Genomic DNA, 25001 nt, shown 5'->3' on the forward strand with positions numbered 1-25001 from the left:
GACGGTGGAACTAAGCCAGGGGTGAGGGTTTCACACCCGCCGGGATCGGACAGTGATAAGGCTGTTGTTCGCGCGCCTGGCGGAACTCCTGTTGTGCGTTTTCCAGCAGCGCGCTATCGCTGAGCAACGCAATCGCGGTGGCGGCCAGGGTTTTACCTGCAAGACACATGCCTTTATGGGCAATCGGCGTGCGGCCTTGCGCCACCAGCTGCCAGGTGTGCAGCGGCGTACCCAGCGCAAAACAGGGGGTGAAGCACTGCGCGGTTGGCGCAATCCAGCTGACGTCACCGACATCGGTTGAGCCGTACATCACCTCGTCGGATTCACAGTAGGGCGCCACCTCGTCCATCAGCTGCTTGTCACCCAGCGCCGCCACCCAGGCCTTGCCTGCCGCGCCGCCGGTACGGGCGATGTTCAGCTTAGCGTTCTGCAAATCCTCTTTGCTCAGCGTCTGGCGGATCTCGTGCGCGAACTGCCGCTCGCTGGCGCTGTAATCAGGAATGCCGTACTCGCACAGGTAACCGTACATCACCCTTTCCAGCGCCCGGTTGGGCACATAGTTCGAGCAGGCTTTATCAAAGCGCAGGGTCAGGGTGGTGTCGGTCATCAGCGCCGCGCCCCTGGCGATATTGATCACCCGCTGATAGATGTTTTCGGCCTGATCGAGCTCGGGCGCGCGGATCAAATAGAGCACTTCGGCATCGGCCTGCACCACATTGGGGGAACTGCCGCCGGTATTGGTCACCGCATAGTGCAGTCGGGCTTCCTGAATGATGTGCTCGCGCAGGAAGTTCGCGCCGGTGTTCATCAGCGTCACCGCATCCAGCGCGCTGCGACCGAGGTGAGGGGAGTTAGCTGCGTGGGCGGCGACCCCTTTGAAGTGGAAGGCGGCCTGGATATTGGCCAGCGTGCTGGTATTGAACATGCCGCTGAAGCCTTCCGGGTGCCAGGTCAGCGCGGCATCGACGTCATCAAACAGGCCTTCGCGCACCATAAAGGTTTTGCCGGAACCGCCTTCTTCACCCGGACAACCGTAGAAGCGCACGGTGCCCGGTAAGCCTTGCTGGATCATCCAGGCTTTGACCGCAAAGGCACCGGCCAGCGCGGCGGTGCCCAGCAGGTTGTGACCGCAGCCGTGGCCGTTGCCATTTTCGACCAGCGGATCGGGCGTAGCGCAGCCTGACTGCTGGCTTAATCCGGCCAGCGCATCGTACTCGCCCAGCAGCGCAATCACCGGCTTGCCGCTGCCAAAGCTGGCGATAAACGCGGTGTCGATATTGCCCACGCCGCGCTCGACGGCAAAGCCTTCCTCTTCCAGCGCCGTCGCCAGCAGATCCGCGGAGAAGGTTTCGGTGAAGCGGGTTTCGGGATGATCCCAGATGGCATCGCTCAGGGCGGTGAAGCGGGACTGGTTGCTGTCGATATAGTGCGCGACAAAGGCGCTGAATTCGTCAGACATTACGCCTCCTCCCTGAAGTCCTGAATATTGAGCGCCAGCGCGGCGAGGGTTTTCACCGCCGTGGCCATCACCTGCTCGTTAAAATCAAACTTCTCGTTATGGTGCCCGGCGCTCAGTTCGGTACCGAAGATGATGTAGGAGGCCTGTCCGCCCAATTCCTTCACGCGCTCCATCATATAGGTCGCGTCTTCGGATCCGGCGGCCTGCCCGCGCTGATCGACCAGCGAGGTCAGTTCAGGAATACGGCTGGCCTGCTGGCGAATATAGTTGACCCACGGCTGGGTCGGCTTGCTGCTGCGGGCCGCACCCATCAGCGTCACCTCGTGCTGCACGCCATACATCGCTGCCGCGCCCGCCAGTGCCTGCAGGGTTTTCTGGTAGATAAAGTCGTTAATCTCGTTGGTTGCGCCACGGGTTTCCACCTTCATGAAGGCGCGATCAGCCACCACGTTGCGCCCGGTGCCGCCCTGCAGCACGCCGACGTTGATGCGCGAACTGCCGCCGCTGTGCTGCGGCAAGGTATGCAGCGCCAGCGTGGCCTGAGCCGCCGCCAGCAGGGCATTGTTCCCTTCTTCCGGCCGCGCACCCGCGTGGGAGGCGACGCCACGGAAGGTGACATCCAGCTTGGTGGTGGCCATAAAATTATCACTGCCGCAGACCAGCTCACCGGCCGGGACGCCGGTGCCGATATGGATGGCGGTAAAGAAATCGACGTCATCCACCACGCCGGCCGCAACCATCGATTTCGCGCCGCGCGTGCCTTCTTCGGCCGGCTGGAAAATCAGCTTGATGGTGCCGCACAGCTGGGACTCAAACTGCTTCAGCACCTGAGCCAGCCCCAGGCCTATCGAGGTGTGACCATCGTGGCCGCAGGCATGCATCATGCCCTCGTTGCAGGAGGCAAACCCGTCGGCGAACGGGCGGTGTTCTTCCGCCTGCAGCTCAATCACGTCCAGCGCATCCATATCCACCCGAAAAGCCATCACCGGACCTGGGCGGCCGGTTTCTAAGGTGGCGACGATGCCACAAAAGCCGCCGGAAAAATGTGACAGCCATTGCGGCAGTGCGCCCTGGCTTAGCGCCCGCTGTTCCTGCTGCGCCAGCACCTCGGCGGACGGCAGGCCCATGCGGGCGTCAGCATCGATCACCTCTCTGCCCAGCTTGAGCGGGTATCCCAGCCGGTGCAGCTCTTCGGCCACCAGGGTGGCGGTACGGAATTCTAACCAGCCGGATTCGGCATATTTGTGCAGGTCGCGTCGTCGGGTTTGCAGGGTGGGGGCGATTTCACGGACGAAATCAGCAACAGCTTGTTCCATTTTCTCTTCCTCAGAATGACAGGATAAATTTTGCAGGCAGCAAAACGGGCCCGAAATTTATCAGGGACGGGTAAACAGGTATCTGGATACTGGCGCAAAAAAGCCGCGCCGGGTCAGTCAAAAACGATGTTGCCGGGGGTACCAAATGGCCAACAGAAGGGCCGGGTGGAGAATGTGTCTTTTTTTTGACTGTACACATTGGCAGCAGGGGGAAGAAGATGCCAATATCTTTGCACTGATAAACACCGGTTATCACCCTTGACGAGGTTTTATGCCTGCTTCCATTAAGCTTCATCAGCTCCGTGCCTTTGTCGATGTCACCCGGGCGGGCAGTATCCGTGCCGCCGCCCGTGCATCAAATTTGTCCCAGCCGGCGTTAACAAAATCGATTCAGGAGCTGGAGGAAGTCCTTGGTGCACGGCTGTTTATTCGCCGCAGGCAAGGGGTTGAGTTGACCGATGTCGGCGATAATTTCTTTCAGCATGCCAGCCTGATCCTCGAAGAGTTACGGGTGGCGCAGGAGGATATCCAACAGCGGCTGGGCCATGCCGGCGGCTCGGTCAATATTGGCGTGGGCGGAAGTATTGCCCGCACCATTATGCCGCAGGTGATAACTCAGTTTCATCGCCAGTACCCGAAGGTGAAGGTCAGGATCGTGGAAGGTCAGCTGGTGTCGATGATCCCCGAACTGCGTCAGGGCGAGCTGGATTTCACCATCAATACCTATTATCAGAGCCATCTGGATAACGAGCTGAGCTATGAGCGTCTGATGGAGCGGGAATATCGGGTGGTGGTACGCAAAGGGCATCCGCTTGAACACGCCACCTCGCTGGCGGAGTTGCAACATTGCGACTGGACGATGCCGACGCCGAAGGGCAGTTACTACCGCTTGCTGCACGAGCTGTTTACCGATATGGGCATGGCCCCGGCGATCAGCGTCACCTGCGAAACCTTTATGGCCTGCACCAGCCTGGTGGCGCAAAGTGACTTTGTCAGCATCCTCTCGCTGGATGTGATTTCCGATCCGATCCTCGGCAATCATCTGGTGGCATTAAAGATTAAGGAGCCGCTGCCCAAAGCGACCTTCTATCTAATCCAACGCAAGGACACCACGCTCACCCCGATGGGCGCGCACCTCGCCAGGCTGTTCAGGATGCACTGCCAGGGCGTCAAATTCCCGCTTGAAGAGCAGTAAGCCCCGCGATATTTCCTCCACACCTGCCATTCTGCTAAACAGGCACTGAACTTAAGCCAAACTCAGTGCCACTGTTATGCTCTAAACGCATAAACCGCACTTTTTGTAAATATCCTTATTTTTCATTTTGTTGACACGGTTATTCAGCTTTCAGATGGTCTTAAATCTACCATACCAGAAACACTTATTAACATATTTAACTTCCTGTTCACTTTTACACAATATCTTTAACGGCTATTTTATAAACGCTAAACAATTAGCACTAAAACTATTACACAAGTAACTATTGTGTCGGGTAGCACCCCGGCGCGCTTGCATTGGAAATGTCGTCATGGAAAAAAAAACAGAAGCGCAGGTGCCTTCCCGAAGGCGTTTCCTGCAGAGAACCCTGTCGCTGATCCCACTGGCAGCGGCCGGAGGAAGCAGTGTCGTTGCCCTCGCCGCGCCCGCCGCTGAAGCCAAATCTGAGGGCGTCTCCGCCCATTACGTTCCCAACTATTTCAACAACGATGAATGGCGCTTTATTCTGGCCGCCTGCGATCGCCTTATCCCGACCGACAGCAACGGCCCCGGTGCCGTCAGCGAAGGGGTTCCCGTCTATATCGATAAACAGATGGAACTGCCTTACGGTCACGGTCACCTGTGGTACATGCATCCGCCGTTTGCCAACGCTGTGCCAGAACTCGGTTACCAGTCCAGCCTGGTCCCGCGCGAAACCTATCGCCAGGGGATCAAGGCCATTAATCAGCACTGTCAGCAGCAGTTTCAAAAGGCGTTTGCCGACCTCGATAACCTGCAGCAGGAAGCGGTGCTGCACGATTTGGACGGCGGCAAGCTGACCTTTGAGAACGTGCCGGGCAAGCTGTTCTTTGAGCAACTGCTGGAAAACACCAAGGAAGGTTATCTTGCCGATCCGATGCACGGCGGCAATCAAACGCTGGCCTCCTGGAAAATGATTGGTTTCCCCGGTGCGCGCGCCGATTACCAGGATCAAATGGATCATCCCAACCAGCCTTACCCGCTGGGACCGGTGAGTATTTCAGGCAAACGGAGCGTTTAACACATGGCAGCAATCAAAAAAGATCCCGTGGATATGGTGATCGTCGGCTTCGGCTGGACCGGATCCCTGATGGCGATGGAACTGGCCAACAGCGGGCTGAATATTCTCGCTCTTGAACGTGGCGAACAACGCGATACCTACCCTGATTTTGCTTACCCGCGCAATACCGATGAGCTGACCTACGGCATTCGCCTGAAGCTGTTCCAGAATGCCGCGCGCGAAACGGTGACGGTGCGTCATGCCACGGCGGATACCGCCATGCCGTATCGCCGCTTCGGTTCTTTCCTGCCGGGCGATGGCGTCGGCGGGGCAGGCGTGCACTGGAACGGGATGTTATGGCGTCCGCTGGAAGCCGACCTGAAAATGCGCAGCACGGTGATTGAACGTTACGGCGCCTCGTTTATTCCGCAGGATATGACGGTGCAGGATTACCCGTTTACCTACGCGGAAATGGAGCCCTATTTCGACAAGTTTGAGAAGATTTGCGGCGCGTCTGGCGATGCGGGCAACCTCAACGGCCAGAAGCAGGAAACCGGCAATCCTTTTGAAGCGCCGCGTCAGAATCCGTATCCGACCAAAGCGCAAAAGCGTCAGTACGGCGGCCAGCTGTTTTCGCAGGCCGCGGAGGGACTGGGCTATCACCCGTTTACGCTGCCTGCCGCTATCTGCACTGAATCCTATACCAACCCGTACGGCGTGCAGCTGGGCGTCTGTAATTACTGCGGTTTCTGTGAACGTTTCGGCTGCTTTAACTACTCCAAAGCCTCGCCACAAACCACCGTGCTGCCGGCGCTCTATCAGCACAAGAACTTTGAGCTGCGCACTCAGGCGCAGGTGATCCGGGTGAACACCGACTCCAGCGGCAAAAAAGCCACCGGCGTGACCTATATCGATGCGCAGGGCCAGGAAGTGGAGCAGCCTGCATCGATTGTGGTGCTGAGCACTTTCCAGCTGAATAACGTGCGTCTGCTGCTGCTGTCGAAAATCGGCAAGCCTTACGACCCGATCACCGGCGAAGGGGTGGTCGGCAAGAACTACGCCTACCAGATGAACGGCGGCATCAAGCTGTTCTACAACAAAGAAAAAATCTTCAATCCGTTTGCCGCAACCGGCGCAACCAGCGTGTTTATGGACGACTTCAACGCCGAGAATTTCGACCACAGCAGCCTGGGATTCATTGGCGGCGCGACCATCTCGGCCACCACCACCGGCGGCCGTCCTATTCAGCAAATGAGCACGCCGAAAAACGCGCCGCGTTGGGGATCGGGCTGGAAGCAGTCGATTAAGGATAACTATCTGCACGCGATGGGCGTCGGATCGTCCGGTTCGGTGATGCCGTACAAGCAGTGTTATCTCGACCTTGACCCGACCTATCGCGATGTTCATGGCCAGCCGCTGCTGCGGATGACCTTCGACTGGCAACAGAACGAACTGAAGATGACCAACTTTATCAAGGACAAAGCCGAAGGCATCGTTAAGGCGATGGCACCCGATCATTACGAGGTCAGTTTTATGGGCATGAACGCACATTACGACGTGCGTCCGTACCAGTCCACGCACACCACCGGTGGCGCGATCATGGGCGATAACCCGAGAAACAGCGTGGTGAATAAGTACCTGCAAAGCTGGGATGTGCCGAACGTGTTTGTGCTGGGCGCCTGCTGCTTCCCGCAGAACCTGGCCTATAACCCGACCGGGATCGTGGGGGCAACCGCGCTGTTTGCGGCCAATGCCATTCGTACGCAGTATCTGGCCAATCCCGGACCGCTGGTTCAGGCTTAACAGGGAAGAAAAAAGATGATCAAGCATTCTGGATGGTTAGCGTCTTTGCTGTTTGCCGGTCTGGCTTCCGCGTCAGCATCGGCGACAGACGCGCCGGTGAGCAAAGGGCATTATCTGGCACAGGCCGGTGACTGCGCGGCGTGCCACACCTCGGCGGGCGGCGCGAATTTTGCCGGTGGGCTGAAGATGGTCACCCCGGTAGGCGCAATTTATTCCACCAACATCACCCCGGATAAGCAAACCGGCATCGGCGATTACAGTTATGACGACTTTGCCAACGCGGTGCGTGGCGGCGTGGCGAAAGACGGACACCGGTTGTATCCGGCGATGCCTTACACCGCATTCGCGAAGATCACTGATGAGGATATGCACGCGCTGTACGACTACTTTATGAACGAAGTGCCGGCCGTGCATCAGGCCGACCGCGACAGCGATATTCCCTGGCCGTTAAGCATGCGCTGGCCGTTAACGGTGTGGAACTGGGCGTTCCAGGACGACAGTCGTTATCAGCCGGACAGCAGTCAGACTGCAGAATGGAACCGCGGCGCTTATCTGGTTCAGGGGCTGGAGCACTGCGGCACCTGCCATACGCCGCGCGGCATCGGTTTCCAGGAAAAAGCATTGGACCAGAAGGATTCGGCTTACCTGACCGGCGGCACGCTGGAAGGCTGGCACGCGCCGGACCTGACCGGCAACGTGCACGCCGGCATTGGCAGCTGGTCGCAGCAGGATATCGTCAGCTTCCTGCAAACCGGCTGGACGGCAAACAGCGCCGCGTTCGGATCGATGACCGACGTGATTGAGCACAGCACGCAGCACTTGAGCGATCGGGATCTGAATGCGATGGCGGTGTACCTGAAAAGCCTGAAATCGTCGAATCCAAAAGCCGTGGCACCCGAACCCGACAGCCGTACCCAGGCAGCGCTGGTAACAGGGGATATGAGCAAACCGGGAGCGCAGGTGTATATGGATAACTGCGCCGCCTGTCACCGCACCGACGGTAAAGGCTACAGTAAAACCTTCCCGGCGCTGGCACACAACCCGGCGATCTTAAGCGACGATCCGTCGTCACTGATAAGCATTGTCCTGCGCGGGGGCAAAGCGGCGGTAACGCACCAGGCGGTGACCGGATTAACCATGCCGGACTTCGGCTGGCGTCTGGACGATCGCCAGGTGGCGGATCTGTCGACCTTTGTTCGCAGCAGTTGGGGGAATAATGCGCCGGCGGTGAAACCCGAGCAGGTGAAGGCGCTGCGTAAAACGGTGTCGACCGTGGAGCGCAAGGATCCGGACAAGCAGCAGCAGCCGCAGCAATAACCTGCCGCTGAAAAGCAAAACGCCTGACAAATGCTGTCAGGCGTTTTTTTTAACTTGGGCTATCGCGCCCGGACTGACCCGGCTTAAGCCTGTGGGTTGCTGGTGGTGCTCATTTTCATCAGATCTTTATCAACGAAGAACATGCCCTGTCCACCGGTGCCAACCAGCGCCAGTTTATCCAGTACGGATTTGAACAGCTTCTCTTCTTCGTGCTGCTCGGAAACGTACCACTGCAGGAAGTTAAAGGTCGAGTAGTCCTGAGTGGTCATTGACGCGTGCGCCAGCTCGTTGATTTTGCCGGTGATCAGCTTCTCGTGCTCGTAAGCCTGCTCCAGCACTTCGTTCAGCGAGTTAAAGGTCACCGGCGGAGCCGCAATGCTGCCCAGTACCGGCATCGCGCCGGTGTCGCTCAGGTAGTTAAACAGACGCTGCATATGCTGCATCTCTTCAACGGAGTGTTCACGCATAAAGGCCGCAGCCCCTTCAAACCCTTTGTCAGCACACCAGGCGCTCATCTGCAGGTACAGATTGGCAGAGTAGAACTCCAGGTTTAATTGATCGTTCAGTTTGGCGGTCATGTCGGCAGTCAGCATAAAGGCTCCATTAGCGATGATGGGATATTATTAGAAGTGTCATTGGGCGCAATTATGCACGCATGTTGCCTAAATAAAAACCGTTAGTTGCGGATTTTATCTTATTATTTGGTGTTCGTAACATTATGATAGTTAAGTGATAACTATTCGCGCATTAATACCAATTATTCAATTTTCCAAATGGTTTTGATAACCATTCTTATTGTTATTTGCGCGGAAAGATAATTCTGAAAAACGCATAACGTGCTGCTAAAAATAACGCCCCCGAATAAATCAGGGGGAATTATTATCACTCCACCATTAAGCGGTCGAGGATTGCCTGGGCGGTGGTGACATCGGTCACCAGCGCGTTGATCATCCCGGAGCGCACCGCGCCAATGATGCCAGCCGCTTTTTCCGGCGTGGCCGCCACGCCAATACTCAGCGTGGTATTGCGCAGCTGGGCGGTGGAGGCGGCGATCATCCGCTCTTCGCCTTCCCAGTGCAGGATCTCACCGCTTTCGGTCACGTAATGCCGCAGCACGTCGCCCGCCGCCTGGCTGAGCGCCTGCTCGTTGGCGGTGGCGGTGGTGGTTTCTGACGGGGCCGGCAGATGATGGGTTAAGCCGACGCCGACAATCGCCACGTCGAGGTTATCCCACAGTGAAATAATTTGCTGCACGCCGGCATCAGCCAGAAATGCCTCACGCAACATCGGCGAGGTCAGGTAGGGCGCATGCAGGAAATGCGGCACGCCGCCCATCTGTTCCGCCGCCTGACGGACAAATTCATTGATCTGAAAATGCGCCGCCGCCTGCTGCATCCCGCCGTTCATCGCTACCGTCATCACGCCAGGAATTTTCGGCAGGCCGCCCATGGTCACTTCCCGCACCGCACGACCCCAGCCAATGCCGATCACCGAACCGGCCGCCAGATCGGCCTGCTGCAGCAAGCCCGCCAGCGGCGTGGCCAGCGAGCCGAGGATATTGGTCGGCGGTGGCTCCACCACAGCGGCGCTTTTCAGCCCCAGCCGCTGGATAAGATCGGCGGTGATCTCTTCAGGCGACGTCAGTTCCACCACCTCGATCCGCACGATCCCCGCCGCGCGGGCTTTGTTCAGCAGCCGCGAGATGGTGGCGGTCGATACGCCCAGTTTTTTAGCAATGTCCACCTGAGCCATGTCTGACTGATAGTGCAACTTTGCCACCATATGCATCATCGCCCGCGTTGTCGCGGCGTCTTGTAAAAGAGGTTCTTTCAGCTTGAAATTCCTTTCTGCAATGTATTACACTCAGTTCATCGATTGAAGGATTATTGCGCAACACCCCACAAATTGCAATGCGTATACCCGGCAAAAACCCTGACAGGACGCCGCATCAGCACTGATGCTCCAGGGGGATCGGGTATGAAGTCGCACACTGAAAAATGAGGCTGTAACCGTGTTCTAAAACTGAAAAACTGTCCAGGAGACAAAAATAATGTCACATATGTCAACGTCAGAACTGCGTGGTTATCAACAGATTTGCGGCAGCAACGGCGCAATGCTGGTCATTGCCTGCGATCAACGTGGCGCAATGCGCAGCCTGCTCTCATCCGACCCGGATCAGCAGAAAGCCATTTCCGAACAGCAGCTCGGTCGCATCAAGGCGGATATCACCCAGTATCTGGCCAGCCAGGCCTCCTGTGTGCTGGTGGATCCGGTCTGTGCGGTCCCCGATTTGGTGGATGACGGCATCATTGCCCGCGACACCGCGCTGCTGATTGGGCTGGATGCCTCAGGCTGGGATACCACCGCCGAAGGCTACCGCAATTCACGTCTGGTGGAAGGCATCAACGCCCGCCGCGTGCGTGAGCTGGGCGGCAACGGTGGCAAAATCATGGTCTACCTGCGTGCCGATCGTCCGGAGGCCAACGACCATAACCTCACTATTCTCCGCCACTGTATCGAAGACTTCAGCAAAGAAGATCTGCTGCTGGTGGTCGAGTTCCTTACCTATCAGTTAGAAGGCGAGAGCGATGCGGACTATAAAAGCAAGGTTCCTGCGCTTATCTATGAAGGCACCAAACTGTCGCTGGATTGCGGTGCGAAAGTGCTGAAAATTCCCTATCCGGGATCGCCTGCCGCCTGTGCCGCCATCACTGAAATTTCCGGCGATGTGCCGTGGGCCGTGCTCTCCGCCGGTGTTGACCACGCAACCTTCCTCGGGCAGGTGGCCGATGCCATGAGTAATGGGGCTTCCGGTGTGATTGCAGGCCGTGCATTATGGAAAGATTGCATCTCGCTGGACCGCACGGTCACCCGTGAAAAGCTGGAAACCTTAGCGGTGCCAAGACTGCGGGAGATTCAGGCGGTTATCGGGAAATATTTTACCGCCACCACGGCGGAAGTGAAAAGCGAGGAGCAGGTCAATCATGTCTGATGGAAGGGCAACCGCCAGCCACGCCGACCCGGTCAACGCCGGTAAACGCGTCGTGATGGTTAACGGCATCCCCGCTTCGGGAAAAAGCAGCATCGCGCGGGCTTTATCGCAGGCAACCGGCTGGCCCGTATTGTCGGTGGACGGCATTAAAGAACCGTTTATGCAGCAGTTCGACCAGCTGGATCGTCCGCTTAATCGTCGGCTGGGCATTGCCAGCTATCAGGCCATTTGGTCTGTGATTGCCGCAGCGCCACAAGGCTGCACCTTTATTGTTGATGCGTGGTTTGGCTTCCAACCCAAAGAGAGTCTGGTGAATTACTTACAGCAGGCGAACGTCAGATCCCTGGCCGAAATCTGGTGTCAGCTTCCCGGCGAACTGGCGGCGCAGCGTTATGCGGCCCGGTTGGGCGATCGTTTACCCGGTCATCCCGGTGCCGAATATATTCCTGAACTGATTGCGCTGGCTGAACGCGCCGGGCCGATGCAGTTAAGTCCGGTTTATATTGCCGACCAGACCAAGGTTATCAACAATGAAAATATTATTGCCTGGACCAGAGAGGTTTTAACCACAGTTAATTATATCTGATAACTTTCCGCCGGAATTAATGGCAGGAACGATCTCAATATCATTTATTTTAAATGAAACGTCACTGGTTTTTATTAAATTACCAGCGTGATCTTATTGCTTTATTTTTCAATCTCTTTTTAGGCTAAATTATTTTTATTTAATTTTAAAATAGGTGACTGGATCACGTTTTAACCCCTGGCTGGAAAGTATATTGAATTAACGCTTATTTTCTAAATAAGGAACACTATGCTGACTGACTGGATTAACGAAAGTAATCTTTCACTGTTCACCCATGTTAATGATTGGCAACACGCGGTGAAGCTGGCCGTGCAGCCGATGGTCGACAACGGCTCCGTCGAGCCGCGCTACCTGAACGCCATCTATGATATGCATCGGGAAATAGGGCCCTATTATGTGTTAGGAGAAGGCATCGCAATGCCCCATGCCAGACCGGAAGAGGGCGTGATTAAAACAGCACTGTCGCTAATCATTATTTCCGAAGGCGTCAGTTTTAATAGCCCTGATAACGATCCTGTTTATGTGGTATTTGCCCTGGCGGCCATCGACAGTCATTCACATATTGAAATGATTGCCAGCCTGTCCCGGCTTTTTTGCGAGGACGACGTGCTGGATAAATTAAAGAATGCCCGAAGTAAACACGCCGTACTGGATATTCTCAGCCAGTTTTAAAAGAGCCCGATCATGAAGCGAAAAATTGCACTGATTGCCAGCGGCGGAGATGCCGTAGGGATTAATTCGGCTATTTTGCCGCTGGTTCAGCACGCTGAATCTGTGCTGGCGTTTCATGGTGGCTATGACGGCATTCTTCATCACGCGCCTTTTATGCTGAATGAAACCGAGGTCAGGCTGGCGGTCGCCAGCAACCGTAACGTTTTACGCAGCGCCCGCAGTCAGCTTGCCTGGCAGCCGGCGGGAAGGGCCAGCATCCGCAGGCGGTTACGGGAACTTGACGTCGATCTGCTGCTGGTGTTCGGCGGCGGCGGCTCGCTGCAGGCGGCAAGGTGTTTGCAGGAAGAGGGGCAGCCAGTCCTGCTGATCCCGATGACGGTAGACAATGACATCCCCGGTCTGGATGACACGCTGGGCTTTAGCAGCGCGGTGGGGGTGATGGCGCAGGCGCTGGACCAGCTGCACGGTACGGCGCACAACATGCCGGGGCGGATTTATCTGCTGGAAGCGTTCGGTGCAGGCTGTGGGCATCTGGCGCTCAGCGGCGCATTGGCCGGCGCGGCACATGCGGTGTTAATCCCGGAGATCCCGCCGGATATGCACTGGTTGCAGCAGCGCTTACGGCACTGTCTCAGCGCGCCTTTTGGCTACGGCATCGTGGTGTGTGCCGAAGGCGTGGCAGGCAGCGGAAGGGTAATGGCAGGAAGCCAGGGCGGTGCGGTGGCGTTAGGGCAGCAGCTTGAAGCGACGCTCGACGTGCCGGTGCGTTACACCCTGCCGGGATATTGTCAGCGCGCGGCGACGCCTGTGACCGCCGACCGGTTACTGGCCTCCGCTTCCGGTCAGCAGGCCTTGCAGCTTATCCAGCAAGGTGAAAGCGGGCTGGTGATTGGCATGGCACGGGGACAAACAACATGTATCAGGCTGCAGGCGATCGCAGCAGGTAAAAGACAACCCGATCCGCATTTAGTGGTAGCGGCAAGAAACTTACAGATGATCAACTAAGGAATACCTGATGAAAAAGTTATCTATTCTTGCAGTGTGTGGCGCAGGGCTGGGCAGCAGCTTTGCGTGCGAAATGAGTATTGAAGCGGCCTTAAAGGATCTGGGCATTGAAGCCGATCTCTCGCATTGCGATATCTCCAGCGCCACCTCCTCCCGCGCCGACATTATTATGACCGGTGAGAACTTCCGTTCACAGTTTCAGCATTACACCATTAACGCGACCGTTATTTATCTGAAGCGTCTGGTCGATAAGAATGAAATTAAAACCAAGCTTGAGCCGATACTAAAAGAAAAAGGCTACATGCTCTGATCCATTTTTAAACTTATCCGTTTACTGTGACAGAAACAGGGGACTACCATGTCTTTCCTTAACTTTATTGTCCATGATGTGCTGGGACAAGCGTCAATACTGATCTCATTGATCGCCATGATCGGTCTGATCTCGTTGAAGAAAAGTCCGGGCCAGGTGATTACTGGCACCTTAAAAACCCTCTTAGGCTTTTTGGTCATTCTGGCGGGTGCCAATATTATTGTCGGCACCTTAACCTTCCTAGGTGAGATATTCCAGAAAGGCTTCCATATGCGCGGTGTGGTCACCGACGTCGGTTCGATTGCCGGTATCGCTCAGCAAACGCTGGGCAGTGAGACCGCATTGATTATGGTGATCGCCTTTATCGTCAATATCGCCATTGCCCGTTTCACCCGCTACAAATATATCTTTCTGACCGGGCAGGCGTCGCTGTGGATGGCGACCGTCTGTTCGGTAATTGGTTATATGGGTGGACTGCGTGGCGTCGAGCTGATCGTGTTGGGCGGGGTGATTGCCGGAATGATGGCGGTGTTTATGCCGGCGCTGGCTCAGCCGATTGTCCGCAAGATCACCGGCGGCGATGATTTCGCGCTCGGCCATTTCTGTACTGTCGGCTATATCGTGCAGGCTGGCGTGGCCAAAGTGACCGGCGACGTCAGCAAAAGTACCGAGGATCTGGAGCTGCCGCAGGCACTCTCGTTCCTGCAGGATACCTACCTGTCGATGATGGTGGTGATGATCCCGATCTACCTGATCCCGGCGATCGTTGCCGGTCCGGAAGTGGTCGCCGCCTCATCCAATGGCGTTAACTATCTGGTCTATTCCTTCCTGCAGGCGATTCAGTTTGTGGTTGGGGTGTATGTGCTGCTGTCCGGGGTGCGTTTACTGCTGGCCGAAATTGTTCCGGCGTTTCGCGGCATCGCGCTGCGCATCGTACCGAATGCCGTTCCGGCTCTCGACTGTCCGGTACTGTTCCCGTATGCGCCAAACGCGGTAATTATCGGCTTTATCTCCACCACCATCGGCTCGGTGATCGGCATGCTGCTGTTCCCGTGGGTCGGTCTGGCGATGATCCTGCCGGGCATGTTAACCAACTTCTTTGCCGGCGGGACTGCCGGGATCTTTGCTAATGCGGTGGGCGGACGTCGCGGGGCGATCATCGGTGGCGTTTTCCACGGGCTGTTTATCACCTTACTGCCGGCGCTGCTGCTGCCGCTGCTGGGGCAATACGGTATGGCCAACGTCACCTTCAGTGACTCAGACGTGATCAGCGTCGGGCTGATCTTCGGCCACATTCTCAACTTCTTCCATTAACGGAGGCGTTATGGACCAGGCAATAGATGACATCATGCAACAAGGGCTTCCGGCCAAAGAGTGCGCCACTGCGCTTAACGAGCTGGGGAAACGTTTCCAGGAACAGCAGGACAGCGACCGCGCGATTGCCTGCTGGGAGCAAAGCGTGACCTGTTACGGTAAACCCGGTTTTGCTCAGGCACAGCTGATGAAAGCCTACAACGCGAAACGTCGGGAATGTTCACAGGCGGGAGACGGGGCAGGTGTGGAGTTGTATTCATTGAAGATAGACGGATTAATGCAGCAAAGTAAGGATGCCATTCGTTACGGATTTTAGTGCTGACAGAACGAGCGGCCAGCGTGCCGCTCAGTTTTTTTAAAAAAAGGTGACGGGTAAAATCCGAAAAAATTAATTATTTTCGTGAGTAAAAACTGAAAAAGGTTTTTTTTAACGTGTCAGAAAGGTTTTATTTTGGCGCTCACTTGCAACCGGATGAAATAGCTCAGTATAAAAAAATAAAAATATTTAGCTTCTGCGATTAAAACTCAATCAGATTTTTAAGTTCAATTCCCAAACCTTTGGCCAGAATGGCAATCACTTCCAGCGTCGGGTTGCGTAAACCTCGCTCAATTCCAGACACATAGGTGCGATCCAGCCCGCATTTATGTGCGAATGCTTCTTGCGACAAGCCTGCCTGCAGTCTGAGTTGTTTAACTCTTTTTCCAAAAAGAACTTTGGTGGTGTTTAGCTTTTCCATGCGCTCAGCATTGCGCTTTGCAGTCTATTAGTCCACGGACTATTAGTCACATTAGGAAAATAACGTGATATGATTGTGACTCATCGTCTACAAGTGAGACTTTTATCTGCAGGTTGGGGAAGGCAATGAACAAAGATGATTGGCATCCCGCAGACATTATTGCGGCGTTAAAGAAAAGAGGCACGAATTTGTCGGCTTTATCCCGGGAATCCGGACTGGCCTCTTCAACCCTCTCCAATGCCTTGCGCCGTCCCTGGCCCAAAGGCGAGCTGCTGATTGCCGCCGCTCTTGATGCCCGGCCTGAGCAAATCTGGCCCACGCGTTACCGAAAGAAATAACGGCCAGCGTTTTCTGACTGACCGCTTCATGTCTACCCGCAGACGATGCCTGCGAGAAAGACTCGTCCTGAATTTGCCCTCAGTCCGCCTTTTGATGTAAGCCTTTACTCATCCAGCGCACCACCATGCTGCCAAATCCGGCCAGGGTTAACAGCGCGACCACGCCCTGCCAGCCCGCATGTTCCAGAATCACACTGCCTAATGCCGAACCTGCCGCCATGCCGATAAACACCCCGGTAAACATCAGCGCATTCAGTCGGCTGCGTGCTGCCGGTTCAAGACTGAAGATAATCGACTGGTGAGACACCAGCGTGGACTGCACGCCAAAGTCGAAGCCGATGGCCGAGATCACGATCAGCGCCAGCTGATAAGGCGCAGGCAACAGCGGCAGCAAAAACATCAGCGCGAACGAGACGGTGGCGAGCCCGGTGCCGATGCGGGTGACCAGCTCCGGGCCACGGCGATCGGCCAGTGAACCGGCTAACGGCGCGGCCAGTGCACCGGCGGCACCGGCCAGACCGAACATGCCGGCAGTGGCACTGCCCAGCTGATAGACGTCATGCAACATCACCGCCAGCGTCGACCAGAAGGCGCTGAAGCCGACGGACAACAGCGCCTGTGCCAGCGTGGCTCTGCGCAGCGGTTTGTATTCGGTCCACAGATGACGCATTGAGGCCAACAGCGCCGGATAGCTCATGGTAGTGCTGGCCGGAATGGCAGGCAGGCTGCGCCAGATCACCAGCGTAATTGCCACCACCATCACCGCCGCCGCGCCAAACATGCTGCGCCAGCCGAAGTACTCCGCGACGAAACCGCTCAACACCCTGGATAGCAAAATGCCCAGCAGCAGGCCGGTCATCACCGTGCCGACCGTTTTGCCACGCTGTGCCGCAGGCGAAAGCGTGGCGGCGGCCGGAACGATATCCTGCGCCATCGTCGCCGCGATGCCCACCGCCAGGCTGGCAACCAGCAACATGCTGATACCGCCACTGAAGGCGCTAAGCAGCAACGCCGCCGTGAGCAGCACGCCTTTCAGAATAATGATCTGACGGCGATCGTGGCGATCGCCCAGCGGTGCCAGCAGCAAAATGCCCAACGCATAGCCAATCTGGGTCAGCGTCGGCACCAGCCCGACGGTACTGACGCCCGCATGCAGTTCGTTAACCAGGATGCCAAGCATCGGCTGGCTGTAATAAATAGAGGCGACGGAAAAGCCCGCGCCGGTGGCGAGCATCAGGACCGTGCGGCCGGTGATGCCTTTTTCGTGGGTGTCGGCAGTCTGTGTCATGGACATGGTGTTAGCTCTGTTGTGCGATGATGATCACATTTTTACCGGATCGGTGATCAAAGGGTAGTCGCCCGATCGGTAAAACTGTTATACGTTTAACGTATGAAAGAATCCCATCTGTCAGGCATTGACCGTATAGAGTTAATGCACACCTTTGTGCGCATCGTTGAATCAGGCAGTTTGTCTGCGGCTGCGCTGCGTCTGAGCACCACCCAGCCGACCATCAGCCGTCGTCTGCAATCTCTTGAACGCCTGCTCGGCGTCAAGCTGTTGCAGCGCACCACCCATGTGATGAAGCTGACCGATGACGGCGAACGCTGTTTTGCTCATGCGCAGGAACTGGTCGAGCGCTGGCAGGCGATAGAGGACGATCTGCGCGGCGCGGCGGAAGAGCCGAAAGGCGTGCTGCGGGTGCTGGTGCCGCATGCCTTTGGTCAGGACCAGATGATTGCGCCGCTGCAGGACTATCTGCAGCGCTATCCGAAAATGACCATCGAATGGATGCTCAGCGATCGTCGCCCGGACTTTATCGCCGAAGGAATCGACTGCGCGGTACACGTTGGCGCGCTGACCGATCCGTCGGTGGTGGCGCTGTTAGTGGCGGAGGTGCCACGCATTGTGGTGGCCGCACCGGCGCTCCTCGACAATGCCAGCGATATTGACCAGCCGGCGGCGCTGGCCGAATTACCCTGGGTGGCGTTAAGTACCTTTTACCGTCAGGAAGTGGTGCTGAATAATGAACAGGGCAATACGCAGCGCATAGATATCCGTCCGCAGCTGCTGACCGACAGTTTATATGCCTTGCGCAATTCGGTGCTGGCGGGAATGGGGGTGGGGATTGCCTCATCCTGGGCGGTGAAAGAGGATATTGAACAAGGCCGCCTGCGCCATCTCTGTCCGGACTGGCACGCGGTGCCGTTACCGGTGTATCTGGTTTACCCGTATGCGCGCTTTTATCCCGCCAAGCTGCGGCAGTTTCTGGCGCTGATGCGCGAGGTGCTGCCGGTTATCGGCGGCACGCAACGCCCGGCAAAATAACCGGCCCCGGAGTGAGGCCGGACTGTCACAGCTTAAAAGGTTTCCCAGTTACCCTGATCGGTGCTGACGGTCAGCGCCTTACGGGGCAGGGTCGCTATCGCTTTCACCGGCTGGCTGACGGCGGGCAACAGCGTTTGCTGACCAATTTTGAACACCGCAACCGCCTGAGACAGACGGCTGGCCTGTTCTTCCAGCGAGGCAGATGCCGCCGCGGATTCCTGCACCAGCGAGGCGTTCTGCTGGGTTACCCGATCCATCTCGGTGACCGCCAGACCAATCTGATCGATACCGCGACTCTGTTCATCGGACGCCGAGGCAATTTCACCCATAATATCGGTGACGCGAACCACCGCGTTGACGATATCGTGCATGGTTTCGCCGGCCGTTTCGACCTGCAAAGAGCCGGCATTGACGCGGTTAACCGAATCTTCGATCAACGTTTTGATCTCTTTCGCCGCCTGGGCGCTGCGCTGGGCAAGGTTACGCACTTCGCCGGCCACCACCGCAAAACCGCGACCCTGTTCACCTGCACGGGCCGCTTCCACCGCGGCGTTCAGCGCCAGAATATTGGTCTGGAAGGCGATACCGTCGATCACGCTGGTGATATCGGCAATCTTCTTCGAGCTTCCGGCAATTTCGCTCATGGTTTTCACCACGCCATCGACCACCTTGCCGCCTTTTCCGGCGGTTTCAGAGGCGCTTTTCGCCAGCTGCGACGCCTGGCGGGCGTTTTCGGCATTCTGTTTCACCGTGGCGGTTAACTGCTCCATGCTGGCCGCGGTTTCTTCCAGTGACGCCGCCTGCTGCTCGGTACGGGAAGAGAGGTCGTTGTTGCCGAGCGAGATTTCGCTGGCCCCGGTGAAGATGGCGTTGGAGCTGTCGCGCACATGACCGACGGTGACAATCAGTGACTGCTGCATCGCCGTCAGATTACTCGCCAGCATCCCCATTTCGCTGCGGCCTTCTACCACCAGGGTTTCAGACAGATCGCCCGCCGCGATGCGCTGGATATGCGCCAGCACCTGCTTCAGCGGCGACAGCAGTACGCGTTTAATTACCACCCAGACCGCCACAACCAGCAGCAGCAACACCACCACCACGGTCGCCAGCGTCCACATCATATGGCTGAAGCCCTGCTGGTTTTCGGTCATGCCCACCGCCAGCAGCTGGCGGTTCTGCGTACGCCAGCTCTCGTAACTGTTTTCCAAATCGTCCTGGGCTTTCTGCGCATCCAGATTGCCGTAGGCTTCATAATTATTGGCACCCAGATACTGAATCGACATTTTCATCGTGTCGTACATCTGCTGGTAATTATTGGCCATTGTGGTGGCTAACTGAGCATTCTGGCCGCTTTGCTGTGGCGCTTTCTGATAGTTGGCAAAATGAAACGCCGCATCGTCCAGCGTGGTACCGGCGGTCGCCAGCAGCTTGGTGATCCCCGCCAGTGCGGCCGGATCGGTCTGTTTTTTCAGGATGCGGATGGCGGCACGGTTAATGGTGACGCGCGTTTTAATCAGCGTCTGCCAGGCATCGCTCAGCTGCCCCTGTTGCTCGGTCAGCACGCTGGCGCGGACGAAGTTATCTTTGTCCTGATGAATGGCGTTAAAGGAGAGCCCGCTGGAGAGCAGCAGTAACGCACTGAATACAATCAACATAATGATGATGCTGGTGACGACTTTAATATTTTTAAGCATAGCGCGCACTCTGTAGGGAAGATAAGCCTGGTAAAAGGGTTATCGGTACAAAGTGAGTTAACTTTAAGCAGCCCCTGATGCGGATTCAGGGGCTGACGGGAAGGGACTGTTATTGAGCCAGAACCAGCGGTGATTTTCGGTGGCGAACACGCGGTAATACTGTTGAATTTTTTCCACTGACAGGGCGGAGAAAATATCTGCCGTCAGCGGCGGTAAATGCAGTTGCTGTTGCTGCCAGCTATCGAGCACCTGGGTATGCGATTGCGGCGCGCTGGCGGGCAGGGCATCACTCATCATGGTGGATTTCTCCCGTAGCTGATCGTCAGTGATTGTGTCGATAACCTCGGCCATATCGGCAATAAAATCGACGATATGTTGTGAAAGCTGTGGCTGGTTTAAGGTTGGAGATTGCAGGGCAAACAGCATGCCGGCCACGCCAGCAGACTGATGAAAACGGCAGCTCACCACATAGCCGATATTCAGCTCCACGCGCAGCTTCTGGAAGAAGCGCGGTTCAAACAGCGACGCCAGCCATTGCCAGGCAGCGAGGCACTGCGCGCTGTTTTCTGCCAGCGGACAGAACAGCAATAATGCCGCCTCGTCACTCTCTGTTGGGAAGGAAAAGGGCGGGCGATGAGGCAAAAGGCCCGGCTTGGGCCTGCCATCAGGGCTTGGAATGATCCCGCCATCAGGGCACGGCATGAGCCTGCCATCAGGGCTTGGAATGAGCCCGGCAGGCCAGCGAGACAGAAGTTGTGACAGCGCCAGTTGCAGATCCTTATCGCCACCGTACAGTGTTGCCTGCCACGGCGTACCGCCGAACCCTTCCGTGGCCGCCTGCCTCGGCGTGGCACTTAACCGGCCCACTGCATCCAGCGGCTGAGACGTGAAGCCGCTCAGCCCTTCCGTTGATGTCAGCGGCTCAGCAGCGCAGCCGCTCAGCACCTCCGGCAGCCGTCCCAGCAGCACGCGGATGGCAATCTCCGCACGCTCTGAACGCAGCGCTTTACGGTACAGCCGATCGCCTTGCGCGATCGCCGCCGCTGACGGTGAGCTCAGCGCTTCAATCATCGCCGCCACGCGATTCTGCATCAGGCTTGCACTGCCGCTAAGTTGGATCAGCCAGATGCCCTGGCGTTGCGTCAGGCTTAGCTCGCCGCCCTGGTGCTGGCAAAGGCCGATAACCGGTTGCAGCGCGGCTCCAAGCGTCGCCGCATCCCGGCGGGAAAACGGCTGACCGGCCTGCGGATTCAGCAACAGCAACGGCGCGCAACTGGCGTTAACCCATTGCAGCGCAGCCGTTTCAACCGGCAGCGCAGGCAGACTGAGCGGCTGGCCGGGCGCGTAAAAGGTCATTTGCGGGGCGTCGCACGACGCTTCCGGCCAGCTGAGTTCCCCGGTGTCCAGCGTGAATCCCTGCACCGTTTTACGACTGACTTCCACCCCAGGCGTCACCCACAGCCGGGTGAGGGCTGCCGGTTGCATCGCCGCGCGTAACGCCCGCCAGCCTTCCAGCAAGTTTACCGACCGCTCAGCGGGCGCAAAACCGAAGGCACGCGTGCGCAGCCGATCGAGGCCGGAAAGCTGGTCGACATGCCGCTGGGCCAGCCTGGCATAATGCGCCAGTGCCTCAGGATTCAGACTGGCCGACTGGCGTAGCCACTGATTGAATACCGCTTCAACCCTCTGCGGACTGGCCGACTCGCACAGGTCGAACTGCACTGAAATCAGCGACTGCTGCGGGCTGCGGTAGGGTTCCAGCAACGAAATGTCATCGCACAGGTTGAGGTCGCGCAGGGTCGCCAGCAGGCTGTGCTGCGCTTTATCGGTTAACAGCTGGCTGAACAGCGCCAGCATCTGGCGGTCGGCAGCCGGGATGACAACGCTTAACTGCAGGCGATGGGCTGAGGGCAGGCGTAAAGCATAATGGCGCGCGGCAGTGAGCGTCAGGGGAGAAAGCGGTTCAGGCTGCTGAGGCAGAGAAATCTGCTCAGCATACTGACGCCTGGCGGCGAGTGGCTGCGGCAAACCGCTGCGGCCGTTATCGCCGTCAGCCAGTGCTGTGAACGCGGCCGCAACCTGTTCAGCCAGCTCGCCCAGCGCGTCCAGCGACTGCGGCCCGTGCAGCCACAGTTGCAGATTGGGCGCGCGGAAAAATCGCTGATGATAGTCGCGCAGCGCCTGCTGCAGCGCGCCAGTATCCTCGCCAAAGGCCGACCGATTGCCAACATGGAAATCATGCAGGCGATGCGGCGCCGCCACCGTCTGGCTCAGAGCGACCTCACACAGGCTGTCGCTATGGCGGGTCAGCATCTGGAACTCGGCGTCGATCACCGTCGCTTCCTGAGCAATCGCTTCGAGGCTTAACAACGGCCTGGCGAGCATATCCACCAGCCGCCGCAAACCCGCGTCGAAGCGCGTACTGGCAATATCAAAAAACCAGGCGGTGTGATGCGCAAGGGTGGTGGCGTTCAACCGGGCACCGTTCGCCGGCCCCCAGGCTATCAGCCGGTTTTCATCCCGGTAATTTTCGCTGCCGGCAAACAGCACGTGTTCCAGCAGATGCGCCAGTCCGGGCCACTGTTCAGGGGCCTGATGGCTGCCGGCGGAGAGTTGGAGCAGAGCAGCGGCCCGGCTGGCCGACGGATCGTGGATCAGCGCGATCCGCAAACCGTTGGCTAAGGTGCGATGGTGTTCGCCGGGCGCTGCCTGACTCATCAGGCCTCAGTCTTGAAGATCAGCTGAGAGTTGGTGCGGTTACGGAACTGCAGATGGCTGATCTGCATATTGGTGCAGTTCGCCTGCTCGCGCGCTTCGAGGATCTTGCCGTGATGCGGCGATTTCGAGCACACCGGATCGGTATTGTCGGCGTTGCCGGTCAGCATAAAGGCCTGACAGCGGCAGCCGCCGAAATCCTTCTCTTTTTCAGAGCAGGAGCGGCACGGTTCCGGCATCCAGTCAAACCCGCGGTATTTGTTAAAGCCGAACGAGTCGTACCAGATTTCATGCAGCGTGTTTTCCAGCACCGACGGGAATTCCACCGGCAGCTGGCGCGCGCTGTGGCACGGCAGCGCCATCCCTTCCGGCGTGACGCTTAAGAAGATCGCTCCCCAGCCGCCCATGCAGCCTTTCGGCCGCTCTTCGTAGTAATCCGGGGTGACGAACAGCAGGTTGGCGAGGTTGCCGCTGGCGGTCATCTTCTCGCGGTACAGATGCACCACCGCTTCGGCGTTGGCGATCTGCTCACGGGTTGGCAGCAGGCCTTCACGGTTGAGCTGCGCCCAGCCGTAGAACTGACAGGTTGCCAGCTCGACGTCGTCCGCTTCCAGCTCAATGCACAGTTCAATAATGCGATCGATCTGATCGATATTGTGGCGATGCAGCACAAAGTTCAGCACCATCGGATAGCCGTGCGCCTTCACCGCTTTGGCCATCGCCAGCTTGGTCTGGAAGGCTTTTTGCGATCCGGCCAGCGCGGCGTTCAGCGTTTCGTCGCTGGCCTGGAAACTGATCTGGATATGATCCAGCCCGGCTTCGGCAAACGCATCGATCTTTTTCTCGGTCAGGCCGATGCCGGAGGTGATCAGGTTGGTGTAAAAACCGAGATCCCTTGCGGCGCGGATCAGCTCTGGCAGATCCTTGCGCACCAGCGGTTCGCCGCCGGAGAAGCCCAGCTGAACGGCACCCATCTGGCGGGCCTGCTTAAACACCTCAATCCATTGTTCGGTGGTCAGCTCTTTCTCCTGCTGGGCAAAGTCCAGCGGGTTGGAGCAGTAAGGACACTGCAGCGGGCAGCGGTAGGTCAGCTCAGCCAGCAACCAGAGTGGCGGATTGACCGAAGGTTTAAGCGGGTTCACGGAAAATTATCCACTTTTGTTCGTAAGCCTGACCAAAGAACTCTTTGACGTCGTCGTCCACGCCACCGGCATCCGGAAACTGCGCGTTCAGTTCAGCGATCAGGGCAGCCACAGAGCGTACGCCATCCACGAGTTGCAGAATGGCGGTCGCGCTCTCATTCAGTTTTGCCATGCCTTCCGGGTAAAGGATCACATGGCAGTCCTGCGCCTGTTCCCACTGCAGGCGATAGCCACGGCGAAAGGCGGGGATCTGCTGTTCGGTGATGAGCATTACAGTAATCTCTCTTTGTGCCAGGCCATTTTATCGGTCACGGTGTGGTAAGGCGGGCGATGCAGCGTATAGGCCATGGTCATCGCATCCAGCATGCTCCAGAGGATATCCAGCTTGAACTGCAGGATCTCCAGCATACGTTCCTGCTTCTCAACGGTGGTGCAATATTCCAGCGCCAGCTGTAAGCCATGCTCAACGTCGCGGTTGGCCTGGCTTAAACGGCCGCGGAAATAGCCGTAACCTTCGGCTTCAATCCACTGATAGTGCTGCGGCCAGCTGTCGAGGCGCGACTGGTGGATTTGCGGCGCAAACAGCTCTGTCAGCGAGCTACAGGCCGCTTCCTGCCAGACGGCACGGCGGGCAAAGCTGACGTAAGCATCAACGGCGAAACGCACGCCCGGCAGCACCATCCGCTCGGAGAGCAGCACGTCGCGGTCCAGCCCGACCGCTTCACCCAAACGCAGCCAGGCTTCAATACCGCCTTCGCTGGCGTCGTGACCATCGTGATCCAGAATACGCTGCACCCACTTGCGGCGGGTTTTCGGATCCGGGCAGTTAGCCATGATCGCCGCATCCTTCAACGGAATGCTGGTCTGGTAATAAAAGCGGTTGGCGACCCAGCCCTGGATCTGCTCACGCGTGGCCTGACCGTTATGCATCGCAATATGGTACGGGTGATGGATATGGTAATACGCGCCTTTGTCGCGCAGCGCCTGTTCAAAGGCTTCAGGCGTCATCGGTTGGGCCGGGAAATTATCGGGTTTCATCTG

General features: G+C 57.4%; 23 protein-coding genes and 1 pseudogene. 13 read left to right on the plus strand and 11 right to left on the minus strand.

Going from position 1 to position 25001, the window contains the following annotated elements; all coding sequences use genetic code 11:
• Positions 1-10 precede the first annotated feature (10 nt).
• Both ACXKZG_RS03610 and ACXKZG_RS03615 read right to left on the minus strand, forming a co-directional pair.
• On the minus strand, positions 11-1459 hold the full coding sequence (locus ACXKZG_RS03610; RefSeq protein ID WP_488875709.1) for a M20 family metallopeptidase: 1449 nt from the start codon (positions 1457-1459) through the stop codon (positions 11-13).
• The gene (locus ACXKZG_RS03615; RefSeq protein WP_455915768.1) at positions 1459-2775 is read right to left on the minus strand and encodes a M20 family metallo-hydrolase; all 1317 of its coding nucleotides are present in this window, start codon (positions 2773-2775) and stop codon (positions 1459-1461) included. Before ACXKZG_RS03615 ends, ACXKZG_RS03610 begins: the two co-directional genes overlap by 1 nt.
• Before the next feature lie 271 nt (positions 2776-3046).
• On the opposite strand from ACXKZG_RS03615, the gene ACXKZG_RS03620 reads away from it, so the two are divergent.
• The 4 genes from ACXKZG_RS03620 to ACXKZG_RS03635 all read left to right on the plus strand — a co-directional run bounded on the left by ACXKZG_RS03620 (position 3047) and on the right by ACXKZG_RS03635 (position 8129).
• Positions 3047-3970 carry a LysR family transcriptional regulator gene (locus tag ACXKZG_RS03620; RefSeq protein WP_488875710.1) on the plus strand — a complete coding sequence of 308 codons (924 nt, stop codon included), beginning with the start codon at positions 3047-3049 and terminating at the stop codon, positions 3968-3970.
• A gap of 331 nt (positions 3971-4301) precedes the next feature.
• Entirely contained in the window at positions 4302-5030 is a 729-nt protein-coding gene (locus tag ACXKZG_RS03625; protein WP_346567136.1) for a gluconate 2-dehydrogenase subunit 3 family protein, read from the plus strand.
• Between the two features lie 3 nt (positions 5031-5033).
• Entirely contained in the window at positions 5034-6812 is a 1779-nt protein-coding gene (locus tag ACXKZG_RS03630; protein ID WP_488875711.1) for a GMC family oxidoreductase, read from the plus strand.
• Positions 6813-6827: 15 nt separating this feature from the next.
• Complete coding sequence (locus tag ACXKZG_RS03635; RefSeq protein WP_488875712.1) at positions 6828-8129, plus strand: c-type cytochrome; 1302 nt, start codon at positions 6828-6830, stop codon at positions 8127-8129.
• Between the two features lie 83 nt (positions 8130-8212).
• Here the strand turns inward: ACXKZG_RS03635 and ftnA are convergent, their stop codons facing one another.
• Together ftnA and ACXKZG_RS03645 are read right to left on the minus strand one after the other, a co-directional pair.
• Positions 8213-8722, minus strand: a complete 510-nt coding sequence (gene ftnA / locus ACXKZG_RS03640) for a non-heme ferritin (protein WP_013203806.1) — start codon at positions 8720-8722, stop codon at positions 8213-8215.
• A 289-nt stretch (positions 8723-9011) separates the two neighbouring features.
• Positions 9012-9911 carry a sugar-binding transcriptional regulator gene (locus tag ACXKZG_RS03645; RefSeq protein WP_013203805.1) on the minus strand — a complete coding sequence of 300 codons (900 nt, stop codon included), beginning with the start codon at positions 9909-9911 and terminating at the stop codon, positions 9012-9014.
• A 268-nt stretch (positions 9912-10179) separates the two neighbouring features.
• On the opposite strand from ACXKZG_RS03645, the gene ACXKZG_RS03650 reads away from it, so the two are divergent.
• From ACXKZG_RS03650 to ACXKZG_RS03680, 7 genes and pseudogenes are all read left to right on the plus strand, one after another.
• Positions 10180-11121, plus strand: coding sequence for a tagatose-bisphosphate aldolase (locus ACXKZG_RS03650; protein WP_488875713.1), 942 nt, complete (start codon positions 10180-10182; stop codon positions 11119-11121).
• Positions 11114-11707: a P-loop nucleotide/nucleoside kinase family protein gene (locus ACXKZG_RS03655; RefSeq protein WP_488875714.1), complete on the plus strand. Its 594-nt coding sequence runs from the start codon at positions 11114-11116 to the stop codon at positions 11705-11707. The genes ACXKZG_RS03650 and ACXKZG_RS03655 overlap by 8 nt, the downstream gene beginning before the upstream one ends.
• 228 nt (positions 11708-11935) lie before the next feature.
• Positions 11936-12379, plus strand: a complete 444-nt coding sequence (locus ACXKZG_RS03660) for a PTS sugar transporter subunit IIA (protein WP_013203802.1) — start codon at positions 11936-11938, stop codon at positions 12377-12379.
• Positions 12380-12391: 12 nt separating this feature from the next.
• The gene (locus ACXKZG_RS03665; protein WP_488875715.1) at positions 12392-13384 is read left to right on the plus strand and encodes a 6-phosphofructokinase; all 993 of its coding nucleotides are present in this window, start codon (positions 12392-12394) and stop codon (positions 13382-13384) included.
• A 10-nt stretch (positions 13385-13394) separates the two neighbouring features.
• Positions 13395-13694 carry a PTS sugar transporter subunit IIB gene (locus ACXKZG_RS03670; protein WP_013203800.1) on the plus strand — a complete coding sequence of 100 codons (300 nt, stop codon included), beginning with the start codon at positions 13395-13397 and terminating at the stop codon, positions 13692-13694.
• Positions 13695-13742: 48 nt separating this feature from the next.
• A pseudogene (locus ACXKZG_RS03675) lies at positions 13743-14987 on the plus strand (PTS sugar transporter subunit IIC); the annotation flags it as partial.
• 31 nt (positions 14988-15018) lie between these two features.
• On the plus strand, positions 15019-15324 hold the full coding sequence (locus ACXKZG_RS03680; RefSeq protein ID WP_013203798.1) for a hypothetical protein: 306 nt from the start codon (positions 15019-15021) through the stop codon (positions 15322-15324).
• Between the two features lie 202 nt (positions 15325-15526).
• Here ACXKZG_RS03680 and ACXKZG_RS03685 read toward each other — a convergent pair whose 3' ends face one another.
• On the minus strand, positions 15527-15745 hold the full coding sequence (locus ACXKZG_RS03685) for a helix-turn-helix domain-containing protein (protein WP_013203797.1): 219 nt from the start codon (positions 15743-15745) through the stop codon (positions 15527-15529).
• Positions 15746-15870: 125 nt separating this feature from the next.
• Between ACXKZG_RS03685 and ACXKZG_RS03690 the strand changes: the two genes are divergently transcribed.
• Positions 15871-16083, plus strand: coding sequence for a helix-turn-helix domain-containing protein (locus tag ACXKZG_RS03690; protein ID WP_013203796.1), 213 nt, complete (start codon positions 15871-15873; stop codon positions 16081-16083).
• A gap of 79 nt (positions 16084-16162) precedes the next feature.
• On the opposite strand, the gene ACXKZG_RS03695 is transcribed toward ACXKZG_RS03690, so the two are convergent.
• Entirely contained in the window at positions 16163-17377 is a 1215-nt protein-coding gene (locus tag ACXKZG_RS03695) for an MFS transporter (protein WP_151036571.1), read from the minus strand.
• Positions 17378-17473: 96 nt separating this feature from the next.
• Between ACXKZG_RS03695 and ACXKZG_RS03700 the strand changes: the two genes are divergently transcribed.
• Positions 17474-18409 carry a LysR family transcriptional regulator gene (locus ACXKZG_RS03700; RefSeq protein WP_488875716.1) on the plus strand — a complete coding sequence of 312 codons (936 nt, stop codon included), beginning with the start codon at positions 17474-17476 and terminating at the stop codon, positions 18407-18409.
• Between the two features lie 32 nt (positions 18410-18441).
• Here ACXKZG_RS03700 and ACXKZG_RS03705 read toward each other — a convergent pair whose 3' ends face one another.
• From ACXKZG_RS03705 to pqqC, 5 genes are all read right to left on the minus strand, one after another.
• On the minus strand, positions 18442-20103 hold the full coding sequence (locus ACXKZG_RS03705) for a methyl-accepting chemotaxis protein (protein ID WP_488875717.1): 1662 nt from the start codon (positions 20101-20103) through the stop codon (positions 18442-18444).
• A 63-nt stretch (positions 20104-20166) separates the two neighbouring features.
• Positions 20167-22821, minus strand: a complete 2655-nt coding sequence (pqqF, locus tag ACXKZG_RS03710; protein ID WP_488875718.1) for a pyrroloquinoline quinone biosynthesis protein PqqF — start codon at positions 22819-22821, stop codon at positions 20167-20169.
• Complete coding sequence (gene pqqE / locus ACXKZG_RS03715; RefSeq protein ID WP_488875719.1) at positions 22821-23960, minus strand: pyrroloquinoline quinone biosynthesis protein PqqE; 1140 nt, start codon at positions 23958-23960, stop codon at positions 22821-22823. The genes pqqF and pqqE overlap by 1 nt, the downstream gene beginning before the upstream one ends.
• Positions 23947-24231 carry a pyrroloquinoline quinone biosynthesis peptide chaperone PqqD gene (gene pqqD, locus ACXKZG_RS03720; RefSeq protein ID WP_013203789.1) on the minus strand — a complete coding sequence of 95 codons (285 nt, stop codon included), beginning with the start codon at positions 24229-24231 and terminating at the stop codon, positions 23947-23949. The genes pqqE and pqqD overlap by 14 nt, the downstream gene beginning before the upstream one ends.
• On the minus strand, positions 24231-24998 hold the full coding sequence (pqqC, locus tag ACXKZG_RS03725) for a pyrroloquinoline-quinone synthase PqqC (RefSeq protein WP_013203788.1): 768 nt from the start codon (positions 24996-24998) through the stop codon (positions 24231-24233). The genes pqqD and pqqC overlap by 1 nt, the downstream gene beginning before the upstream one ends.
• Positions 24999-25001: the final 3 nt, after the last annotated feature.

This window comes from Erwinia sp. 2186, assembly GCF_057812255.1.